Raw genomic sequence first — 10,840 nt, forward strand, 5'->3', positions numbered from 1 at the left:
GTATAAAATTTTCTAAAAAGCAAAGGGAAATATATAAAACTATAGGAGGGACTCCGCATCTTGATCAGGACTATACTGTATTTGGAGAGGTTGTAGAAGGAATGAATATAGCTGATGAAATTAATAGCGTTGCGACAAACAAGGAGGATTTGCCTTTAGATCCTGTCGTTTTTAAGGCAGTTATATTGTCTAAAAAGGAAGCTTTGAGGTTGCGAAATGTGGAAAGAAGTAAATCTTAAAATAATATGATGATCAAAACTGCTTTACTGGGATTTCTTCTTGTTGGTTTACAACAAAATATCCCGACAATTGATAAAGATAAAGAACGGTGGAAACCTTATTATACCGACGTTGTTCCTGCAAAGGCTGTTAACGGTTGGTTTTTGCCTTTTGAAACAGCCAACCGAAAAGAAATTAGCCAAGTTAAGGTCATTAGCATTTTTGGCGACCATAGAGATAGTTTTTTTAAAGGTCATATACATACTGCAATTGATATGAATCCTGCGAGCCCAAAAGGTAAATATGTTGAGGTTTATCCGATTGCAGGTGGAACGGTATGTTCTGTGCATTTAGGAGAGAACCAGCGTACAGTTGTAGTGAAACATAGGCTTCCGGATGGGAAAATCATATTTAGTTCGTATAAACATTTAAAGGAAGTGTATGTTAAAAACGGGCAACAGTTGGATGAGCATACAAAAATTGCCCGCTTATTTACACCTCAGGAGTCAAAGAAGTACGGTGGTGATTATCATCATTTGCACCTGGAGATCCGGAAAAACTTTGATGATTATGGCTGCGCAAGCTGGCTTACGATGAATAAAGTTCAATTGGATCTGCGTTTCTATAATCCGCTTTCTTTTTTAAAAGAACACTTGAAAAGCTAGGATCATCTAATGGCTTCGCCTGTTGTAACCAGGCTGAATTTATTGATCTTCTGTTTTTGAAGGATATCGACGATTTTTTTTACGGAAGAATATCCCTCTTTTGCGTCTCCCTTTATACTGACCCGCATTGCGGTACCATGTAATTCGGCAACGGCCTGTCTGGAATGAAGGATCCAGTCTGCAAGTTGGTTATTTGTCGAATCTACAGGAATACCAGTTTCTAATCCAGAAGATTTTCTCTGGGCGGCATCCATTTTGACAAATGATTTGAGGTTTTGAAGAGGAACTCCGAACGATCCAATTAAACTAAATCTTTTTTTCTCTTCCACACTGAATTCTATTTTATATTGTGCAGCCATTTTCTCCAGTGCAGCTGTTCTGATGTCCTGTCCGGTAGCCTCAAAGAATACTTTTCCTTTCCCAATGGTGAGTATGGCGATGTCTTTATCGGGAACCTTTATTTTATAGGTTGAAGAAGGTAATTTGATCTCTAAGGGATCGGGCTGTTTCGCGGTGGCTGTTAAGATAAAAAAAGTAAGCAATAGAAAAGCTACGTCAGTCATCGCAGTCATATCAATAGATAATGATTTACGTTGTATTTTTACTCTGGGCATAGTGTTAGAAAATTATAAATGTTTGCTGCCTAATTGTGCTACTTTGTTTAACCATTGTTTTCTTTTTTCGTTATCAGCAGTTTTGATAATTCCGATCGGGGTTACTTTTACAGGCTTAATTCCACAGAATTCTAAAGTGCTTTTTTTGAGCTGATTGATGCTTGGGTTTCCATAGACAAAACAGTAATACCAGGCAGGCTGATCAATGGTGGTAATGATCCTGGCTGTTTTTCCGGTCAGGAGTTTATCCCACCAAAGGGAATTATCTTTGTACTTATAGGTTAAGCCAGGAAGAAATAAACGGTCAATAAAGCCTTTCATTATAGCAGGAAGACCACCCCACCATACCGGGTGCACCCAGACAAGATGGTCTGCCCATCTGATTTTTTCCAGACTTTCAAGTAAATCTGGCTGCAAATCCATGCGTTTGGTATATCCAAATTGAAGATTTGGATTAAAATGAAGATCCGCAATATTGATCTCTGCAACTGATGCACCTTTTTGTATAGCTGCTTCTTTGTAAGCGTTAGCCAGGGCAAAGTTGAAACTATCCCTATTGGGATGACCGTTTATAATTAATATGTTTTTCTTATTGGAATTTGTCATTCTGTCCTGATTTTATTGTCAGGACAAAGGTATCAGCTCCTTTAACCGAGCTACAGGACATTTGTCTATAAATGGATTTCTCTTCTTAAACGGCTCAGATGGCGGGGAGTAATTCCGAGATAGGATGCAAGATATTGCAGCGGTATCTGCTGGATATAACCAGGTTGGTTTTCCAGAAGATCTGCGTATCTCTTTTTCGCTTTTTCTTTTTGAAAAAGAAACAATCTTTTTTCCAGTTCCAGGTACTGTTGCTCGGCAATGATCTTAAAAAATCTGATCCAGTTAGGGCTTGTTTCCAATAACTTATCTACCTCTTTTTTTTGAATAATCAATAACTCTGAGTCTGCTACTGCTTGTATGTTTTCTACTGTTGGTAGCCCCGTAATAAATGCAGAATATGCAGCCATCAAAGTTCCCGGAAAGGTAATACAATAAGTGATTTCCTCTCCGGATTCCGGCGTGAAAAATGACCTCAAGATGCCACTATTAATAAAGGCGACTTCCTTACTTAATTTGCCTTCATTAATGAAAAAATCTCCTTTTTTTAGTGTTTTTTTAACCAGAACAGTTTCGAAATTTTCTATTTCAGGAAGAGTTAGGATTTGAAATGATTTTAAAAATTCTTTGATCATTTTAGATGGTATTCAATTTTAACTGAACGGCCTGATCTCAGGCCGCTCAGTTATTAGTCTTGTGATGCTTTTGGTGCATCCCCGCCAATGCTGTCCCGCGTGTTTTTCTGTACGGCAATTGCAGAAAAAATGGTCAGAACAAATGACATTGCGTAAAATCCTTTTTCACTTAAAGCCAAGGTTGCATTCCACAGACCTACGGTTAAAAGTACCAGACAAAGAATGGTGCAAAACCAGCTGATGCTGTAGTAGATACTGGTAACCGGAATTCCTTCCAGGCGGTCACGTACACATTTCTGCACCGATATAGCGGAAAATACGCCGAACATTAGAATTGTAAAATAGTAGCCCTTTTCATTCAGTTGCATTGTGGCATTAAAAAGCCCGATGTTGTAAGCGGCGAACCCCACAATAAGGGCTGCCCAGGAAGCGCCAATAAAGGCATTTGAGGGTTTTTGTTGATTCATAATTTAGATGCGATAGATGTTTAAACTACTTATTGAGGTTAACTGTAAAACAAACATAATTAAATGATGCTGATATCAAAATTGATTCTTTGAAATTGTGTAAAATATCAAACAGGAAAAGCTATTTTTGATTTAAATCATAACATTATGCTTTGGATCAAACGAATACTGATCAGCTTAACCAGTATTTTTGTCATTTTGGTTGTTGTATATCTTCTTGGGCCCCGCCCCGAAACACCTGTGTATGTCAAAGACCTTCCTGTTCTGCCAGTTGGCCTGCCTCAATTGGATTCACTGGTAAACAGTAAAGAAGCTAAACTTTCTCTCAAGCCAGATAATGAAGCAAGAATTGTATGGGCTGACTCCACGAAGAAAGAGCAGACAGAATATGCCGTTGTCTACCTACATGGATTTACAGCCAGCGAAGGCGAGGGTGATCCTGTACACCGTAACTTTGCAAAGAAGTTTGGTTGTAACCTTTACCTGGCCCGCCTGGCCGGACATGGGCTTAGTGATCCAGATGCTATGCTTGATTTTACGGCGGACAATTTATGGGCCTCCGGTCGGGAAGCCTATGCCATAGGGAAAAAACTTGGGAAAAAGGTCATTATTATAGGTACTTCCACAGGGGGCACACTGGCGCTTAAATTGGCTGCAACCTATCCGGAGATTAGTGGACTGATTTTATATTCGCCCAATATTGAGATTAATGATGATAAGGCATGGATGATGAACGATCCATGGGGACTTCAGATAGCAAGGTATTTTATTGGAGGAAAGTATTCTAAAAAAACAAATGATACCGATCCTAAAGTACTCCAGTATTGGTATAGCCAATACCGGCTGGAGGCTTTGCCTCAGCTGGAAGAATTTATGGAGACTTCTAACATTCCGGAAGCCTTTGAAAAAATCAGGCAGCCTGTTTTAATGCTTTATTACTATAAAGATGCAAGCCATCAGGATGCCACGTCTAGGGCTTCCGCTATGCTGAAAATGTTTGATGAACTGGGAACCGACCCTAAACTGAAAAGAAAAGCCGCTATCCCAAATGCTGGTAATCATGTGATTGCTTCACCAATGCTATCTAAAGATGTGCCGGCAGTAGAACGGGAAACAGAACATTTTGCAGTTGATGTGCTTGGCATGCCTCTTGTGAAAAAATGATATTGTATTATTGGATCTAAGCCTTACCTTTGCGCCCGGATATGTTCAGGAGCCTGATTGCCTTTTCTTTAATCTTTGTTATGCTTGGGGCTAACTTTAGCCGCCTGTTCATTTACGCTGGTTTTGAGTTGAACAGGAATTACATTGCCTCTACACTTTGCGAGAACAGGGATAAACCCCAGTTGCACTGTAATGGAAAATGTTACCTGATGAAAAAACTGAAACAGGCAGAAGAAAAAGAAAAAAGCCAAAACAGAGAATCCCAGAAAAATCATTTTCAGGAAGCTCTGATCACACAAAAAACCAATTTTAATTTTCAGGTTCAATTGCTCAAAGTATTGTATACTGAAGAACTTCCTTTTGTCCTTCCGAGGCATTCAACTGCTATATTTCATCCTCCACAGGCTTAGTTCTCTTCTCTCGGGACAAGCTTGTCCTTTTTTAACAGAACAAAATAGCCATATCCTGCCCGCTCTTATTGCGGTTACAGGATTGGTTGATCTTATAATTTTTTATAGCATGTATTTATTCAGATACTTTATTTTATCTATTGGATTTGTATTGGCGACCCTCCAGTTACAGGCCCAAAACCAGCCCGTTAAAGGCTATATTTATGACTCTCAAACCCGACAGCCTTTAGCAGGCGTACATATCTTTTCTTCTACAGGACAGGAACTTACACAATCCAATACCAAAGGCTATTTCGAAATCCAAAGTGAGCAGCCAGATCACCAGGTTAAAACGGTTTTAAATGGCTATAAAGCTCAACTGGTTAAAATTAATATAAATGATAATGACCTGAATATTCAGCTCGAAGCGGATGGGTTAAGTCTGAACGAGGTTAGGGTATCGGGATACAATGGCGATAAGACCAATAGGGAAACTGCTGGTGGCGTTGCCCTGATCACCTTAAAAGACATCAACAGGGGGAATGCCGTTTCTTTGCAGCCAGCTTTAAATGCTATTCCAGGTGTAAGAATGGATCAGAGTACGCTTTCTGAAGCGCGAATTTCTATCCGGGGAAATGGTGTGCGTGCCTCTTACGGGATCCGCAGTGTAAAAGTATACGTGAATGAAATCCCGGTGACAGAAGCGGATGGTACGACCCGTATCGAAGCACTGGATGTGAACAGTATTGGCCGTGCAGAAGTTATTAAAGGCCCCGCCTCCAGTATTTATGGAGCCGGTACGGCAGGGGTAATTAATTTTCAGTTACAGCGTGCACCTTACCAGGAGCAAAGTCTTGAAGCATCAGGTTTGGTTGGTGCTTATGGCTTACACCGTTTAGCCACTACATACAGGAGCGGCGGAGATAAAGTGAACAGCTATGTATCCTATGGATGGCAGGAATATAACGGATACCGGGAGCACAGTAATGATATGCGCCGTTTTCTGACGGGTAATTTTCAGCTTTTTCCTAGTGAAAAGCGCATCATCACCTTACTTCTGAACAGAACAACACAGCATTCGCAAATCCCTGGATCGCTGACAGCAGATCAGGTGGCGGCTAATCCTCAGCAAGCCAATGCAACCAATTTAGATAAGGCAGCTGGAAGATACCAGAACTGGACAAGGATAGGTCTGGGACAACAATATCGTTTTAACGACCAGTTTTCCAACAGTACCAGTGTTTTTACTTATTTCTATGACCTTAACCATCCTCTGCCTTATGCCTATATCCGTAATTATTATCAAAGCTATGGTGCAAGAACGAAGTTTACCTTTGACCCGGAGTTTTCGGCCTTACCTACCCGTTTTACGGTCGGAGCGGAGTATAATGAAGGCATTACCAAGGGTACCCAATATGTGAATAACCATGGAAAGGAAGGTGCAATAAACTCTAATATTGATTACCAGAATAAACAGTATTCCATATTCTATCAGTCAGAAACGAAACTGGATCTTCAAACTACTTTGACCCTGGGAATCAGTTACAACAGTTTAAGTTACAATGTACAGGATTATTTAAAAAGCAGCCAGAGTGGCCTTAAAAAATTTAATCCCCAGGCTACTCCCAGAATTGCGTTGAGCCATACCTTTAGCGATGCCTTGAGTCTCCACGCCAGTGTCAGCTCTGGTTTTTCTCCGCCTTCAAGCTCGGAGATAAAAAATGTGGACGGGTCTATCAATCCAACACTGCAAGCAGAGAAAGCTTTAAATTATGAGATCAATGCCAAAGGAAACTTGTTGAAATCGAGGCTGGAGTATGATCTTGCCTTATTCAAAATGGATATGAAAGGAGAGCTGATTGCACAATCCGTGCAGCAAAGCATTACTATTTATAACAATGCAGGCAAAACGACCCATAACGGAGCCGAATTATCTTTATCTTATCAATTGCTGAAAGCAGAAGATCAGAAAGAAATCACCAGCCTGCGACCTTTTGCTGCAGTGACTTATTCTGATTTTAAATTTAAAGATTATAAAACCCTGAATGCCCAAAATCAGGTTACCGCAACTTATGATGGGAATAAACTTACAGGCATTTCACCATGGGTGGTTAACATAGGGATTGATCTGGAAACCAGAACTGGTCTGTATTTTTACGGAAGTTATTTCTTTAGCGACCAACTTCCTTTAAATGATGCAAATACCGCCTATAATCCGGCTTATCAGGTGGTTAATGCCAAGCTTGGATATAAAAAACAGCTCATCAAATGTTTAGAAATGAACATTTATGCCGGCCTGGATAACATTTTAAATAAAAGTTATAGTTCCATTGTTTCTCTAAACGCAGTTGGTTATGGGGGAGCACAGCCCGCTTATTTTAATCCCTCACCAAAAAGGAACGGTTATGGCGGTTTAAACCTTAAATATATATTCTAGTTTTATGAAGAAGATATGCATTATACTAATCAGCGCTTTCTTTGTTTCTGGATGTAAAGAACATCAGGAAACACCAGCTGCTACAATTTTAAATACAACAGGTATTAGCGCTGTTGGCCCCTATCTCACAAAAGATAATAAGGGTAATCCAGTACTTTGCTGGACCGAACAGGACGGCAAAGATTCCTTGTACAGACTAAAGTATGCCATCTATAATGAACAACAGGATAAATTTGGCATACCGGTTACTGTTCCCGTTTCGGCGGGAAGCAGTACTCCTGCAGAAAGCATGGGAAAAATTGCATTTAAGGCAGATGGAGCAATAATAGCCGGTTTCTCCAAACGTTTTCCTCAGGAAAAGAACCCTTATGCCGGAGCAATCTACTACAGTATGTCGACGGACAATGGTAAAAACTGGTCGAAGAAAGCTTTCCTTCACTCAGATACTTCACATACTTATGGTCGTAGTTTCTTTGATCTGACTACGTTGAAAGACGGGGAAATCGCCTCTGTCTGGCTGGACGGACGTTTTGGGAAAAGTATCAAGGGCTCTGCCTTATTTTTTAGCAAAACTGAAAAAGGGAAAGGCTTTGGAGCAGATACCTGCCTGGATAAAGGCACCTGCGAATGCTGCAGAACTGATATCCTTTCTGATAGTGGAGGGCGAATCCACCTGGCCTACAGGAGCATTATGTTTCCCTCAGCATTATCTGGGAAACAAGTCCGGGATATGGCTTATAAAGTATCTACCAATAATGGTAAAACTTTTAGCGATGCAAAAACCATCAGTAAAGACAATTGGGAAATAGAAGGCTGTCCACATTCAGGTCCTTCTCTGGCTGTCCTGAATAACACAGTCAATGCAGTTTGGTTTACCGCTGGAGGAAATCCGGGATTATACTATACCTCTTCAGTTATTGGCGGGGATTTTCAAAACCGAAATCTGATCACGGCAACAGGACGACATCCTCAAACACTCTCCTTACCTGGGGGGAAACTAGCGATGGTTTGTGAAGAACCTGTAGATGCCCCGGCTGAGGAACCTATGAAAATGGACCATTCCAAACATGGAGGAATGTCGATGGGGCACATGCACATGATGCCTGCAAGTACAGCAAAGATTGTTCTGAGCGTGTTAAAAAATGGAAATGTAGAAAAGACAATAGAGATTACCGATGGCAAACAAGCTGACCATCACGCCGTACTTAGCCCTTCAAATAAAGGAATACTGCTGGCCTGGATCAGGGAAGAAAATGGTCGTTCCAGGATTTATTATTCAAAATTACATCTTTAATTCACCATTTTTTGCATTTAACCTGATCATGCAGCGAACATCAGTTTTTCCAATATACATTTCAATGCAATAGCCATTGGGGTCCAGAATGGATAGATTATCCAGCAGTTGCTCAAAAGCCAGTCCAATCTGCTGCGGATCTTTTGCATAATCTGAAATATACATACTGCGGTACAACCCTTTAGGAATTACCAGTGATTCGAGGCCATATTCCTGGGCCTCGTTTTCATTTAATTGCTCTGCTGCTGCTTTATAAACAATATTATGAAGACCGCCCTCGGGTCTGGAAATTCCAAAAAAGTGCCTTTCACCCGAAACAGGTACACGTGAATGTAGTTGATCATGAGCTTCACAAATCCCCTCAGGGAAAGCGGAGGCCGTTACGTACATCACAGGGATGTCATGGTCTAAATTATAATTTTCCATAGTTGATCTGATTTGATATCCCTAATTTACGCTAAAGAAAGAATACATAAAAGGGGGAGGGAAAGACAAAGTGCAGGGTAAAATACGTCACATTTATGTTTTTTTATTGAAAATGAATGGATTTCTATCTGAAATTTCTAATTTAACCGACAATTGAGCGCTCCTCTTTCTAATGTTTACAAATAAATTCTATTAGATTTGTAGTCTATGCAGGTGAGCCATACCACAGAGTTGGAATTGTTGGAGAAACTTAAGGTTCAGAATGAAGCCGCTTTTTCTGAATTGTATGCCCTGTATGTAAAAAAAATCTATGTATATGTTCTTGGCATAGTGAAATCTCCCATGCTGGCTGAAGATATTGTTCAGGAAACATTTGTTAAATTATGGGAATCTTCAGCTTTTGTACAAACAGATCGTTCTTTACAACCTTTCTTATTTACTATTGCACGAAACAGGGCATTGAATACGATCAAAAAGGCCTCAAGAGAAAGCTGGGTAACTGAAGAGATCATTGAACACGCAGTGCACCAATCTGAAAATGGCTTACAGTATACCGAGAGGAAACAAACCAGTGAATACATCAATAAGGCCATAGCACAATTACCTCCCCAGCGCAGGCTCATTTATGATCTTTGCCGAAATTATGGCTATTCTTATAAGCAAGCTGCCGAAAAACTTGGAATTAAAGACAGTACAGTGAACAGCCAGATGGTTAAGGCCATTAAAAGCATTAAGGAATTTATGGTGAGAAATGGCGTATTCCTGCTGTTTTTCTGATTTTTTAAAGAAAACAAAATTTATTTCTTTTTAGCGTACATGTAACGTCCCTGTTAATTGTAATACTATTAAACAGGAACAAAAAATTGAAAAAGCCCATAAAAGAATTATTTGTACGTTTTATTGCTAACTGTTGCGATCCATCTGAAATAGAACAGGTTCGTCATCTTCTGAATACTGGAGGGTATGAGGAGGAATGGCAACAGGCAATGAAAGAAAGAGAACGGGAGATTATTCTTTCCTCTTCTTTAGCCCCCGGTCTGGAAGAGGATAAACTTTTATTGAAAATTCAAGAGAATATCCGTTCAAAACCAGTTGCCATTCCATCCAGTTCAAAACCATGGAAATGGCTATCTGTAGCTGCAGTATTGCTTATGACCTTAAGTGTTGGAGTCTGGTATTTCAAATCGGGAGCTAGTCCTGAAGGTAAACTCTTTGCCCATAAAGAAATCCCGGCGGTTAAAGAACAGGCATCACATAAATGGATTAAACTTCCTGACGGTAGTTCTGTGCAGCTCAATAATGATAGTAAACTTGAATATCCGGATAGTTTTGAAGGGCAAAAAAACCGGGAGGTTACCCTGACAGGAGAAGCTTATTTCGATATTAAACATAATTCTTCCCAACCCTTTATCATTCATACAGGTAAGCTCAAGACCACTGTTCTGGGAACAGCATTTAACATTAATGCCTATCAATCAGGCAGTGCTGTTACGGTTACAGTGACCAGGGGAAGGGTTAAAGTAGAGGACGACCAGAAGGTTCTTGCTATTCTTACCCCAAACCAGCAACTGGCCTGGAATACGCAATCCCAGGTACCTGCTAAAATAAAAGTGAATGCAGAACAAGTTGTGGAATGGAAAAAACAGGATTTAATTATGGATGACATTAGCCTGGAAGATGCGGCAAAATTAATTGAAGAACGATATGCGGTTAAAGTTCGTTTCAATAGCAATAAAGTAAAATCCTGCAAATTCACAGCAGCTTTTCTTAACCGGAATGAAATCACGCAGGTCCTGGATGTGATCGGTGATATCACAGGCGCAAAAATTATTTTAAAAAACAATATCGTCACGATTGACGGAAATGGGTGTTAAATCCCATATAACCTAAACCAACCAACAAAAATGAAGAATAAAGATTCTCCCTA

13 protein-coding genes are annotated in these 10,840 nt (G+C 40.1%); 8 read left to right on the forward strand and 5 right to left on the reverse strand.

Going from position 1 to position 10,840, the window contains the following annotated elements; all coding sequences use genetic code 11:
- The coding region (locus VNZ46_RS19260; RefSeq protein ID WP_325561664.1) for a peptidylprolyl isomerase at window positions 1–239 on the forward strand (239 nt) is incomplete at its 5' end.
- A 6-nt stretch (window positions 240–245) separates the two neighbouring features.
- Window positions 246–884 (forward strand): M23 family metallopeptidase, encoded by a 639-nt coding sequence (locus VNZ46_RS19265; protein ID WP_325561666.1) that lies wholly within the window; start codon window positions 246–248, stop codon window positions 882–884.
- A gap of 2 nt (window positions 885–886) precedes the next feature.
- On the opposite strand, the gene VNZ46_RS19270 is transcribed toward VNZ46_RS19265, so the two are convergent.
- From VNZ46_RS19270 to yiaA, 4 genes are all read right to left on the reverse strand, one after another.
- A complete protein-coding gene (locus VNZ46_RS19270; protein ID WP_325561668.1) occupies window positions 887–1,498 on the reverse strand; it encodes a biopolymer transporter ExbD in 612 nt (203 codons plus the stop codon).
- 12 nt (window positions 1,499–1,510) lie between these two features.
- The gene (locus VNZ46_RS19275; protein ID WP_325561670.1) at window positions 1,511–2,104 is read right to left on the reverse strand and encodes an NAD(P)H-dependent oxidoreductase; all 594 of its coding nucleotides are present in this window, start codon (window positions 2,102–2,104) and stop codon (window positions 1,511–1,513) included.
- Window positions 2,105–2,169: 65 nt separating this feature from the next.
- Window positions 2,170–2,736, reverse strand: a complete 567-nt coding sequence (locus VNZ46_RS19280) for a Crp/Fnr family transcriptional regulator (RefSeq protein ID WP_325561672.1) — start codon at window positions 2,734–2,736, stop codon at window positions 2,170–2,172.
- Window positions 2,737–2,789: 53 nt separating this feature from the next.
- The gene (gene yiaA / locus VNZ46_RS19285) at window positions 2,790–3,203 is read right to left on the reverse strand and encodes an inner membrane protein YiaA (protein ID WP_325561674.1); all 414 of its coding nucleotides are present in this window, start codon (window positions 3,201–3,203) and stop codon (window positions 2,790–2,792) included.
- A 147-nt stretch (window positions 3,204–3,350) separates the two neighbouring features.
- On the opposite strand from yiaA, the gene VNZ46_RS19290 reads away from it, so the two are divergent.
- The 4 genes from VNZ46_RS19290 to VNZ46_RS19305 all read left to right on the forward strand — a co-directional run bounded on the left by VNZ46_RS19290 (window position 3,351) and on the right by VNZ46_RS19305 (window position 8,487).
- Entirely contained in the window at window positions 3,351–4,367 is a 1,017-nt protein-coding gene (locus tag VNZ46_RS19290) for an alpha/beta hydrolase (RefSeq protein WP_325561676.1), read from the forward strand.
- Window positions 4,368–4,447: 80 nt separating this feature from the next.
- Window positions 4,448–4,777, forward strand: a complete 330-nt coding sequence (locus VNZ46_RS19295) for a hypothetical protein (protein ID WP_325561678.1) — start codon at window positions 4,448–4,450, stop codon at window positions 4,775–4,777.
- Window positions 4,778–4,886: 109 nt separating this feature from the next.
- Window positions 4,887–7,193: a TonB-dependent receptor gene (locus VNZ46_RS19300; RefSeq protein ID WP_325561680.1), complete on the forward strand. Its 2,307-nt coding sequence runs from the start codon at window positions 4,887–4,889 to the stop codon at window positions 7,191–7,193.
- Window positions 7,194–7,197: 4 nt separating this feature from the next.
- Entirely contained in the window at window positions 7,198–8,487 is a 1,290-nt protein-coding gene (locus tag VNZ46_RS19305) for a hypothetical protein (RefSeq protein ID WP_325561682.1), read from the forward strand.
- On the opposite strand, the gene VNZ46_RS19310 is transcribed toward VNZ46_RS19305, so the two are convergent.
- On the reverse strand, window positions 8,476–8,913 hold the full coding sequence (locus tag VNZ46_RS19310; protein ID WP_325561684.1) for a transcriptional regulator: 438 nt from the start codon (window positions 8,911–8,913) through the stop codon (window positions 8,476–8,478). The two genes, VNZ46_RS19305 and VNZ46_RS19310, sit on opposite strands and share 12 nt — an antisense overlap.
- Before the next feature lie 207 nt (window positions 8,914–9,120).
- On the opposite strand from VNZ46_RS19310, the gene VNZ46_RS19315 reads away from it, so the two are divergent.
- Together VNZ46_RS19315 and VNZ46_RS19320 are read left to right on the forward strand one after the other, a co-directional pair.
- Entirely contained in the window at window positions 9,121–9,690 is a 570-nt protein-coding gene (locus VNZ46_RS19315; RefSeq protein WP_325561686.1) for an RNA polymerase sigma-70 factor, read from the forward strand.
- An 86-nt stretch (window positions 9,691–9,776) separates the two neighbouring features.
- Complete coding sequence (locus VNZ46_RS19320) at window positions 9,777–10,787, forward strand: FecR family protein (protein WP_325561688.1); 1,011 nt, start codon at window positions 9,777–9,779, stop codon at window positions 10,785–10,787.
- Window positions 10,788–10,840 lie beyond the last annotated feature (53 nt).

Origin of the sequence: Pedobacter sp. (assembly GCF_035566355.1) — a bacterium.
In the GTDB taxonomy this organism is placed as follows: Bacteria; Bacteroidota; Bacteroidia; order Sphingobacteriales; family Sphingobacteriaceae; genus Pedobacter.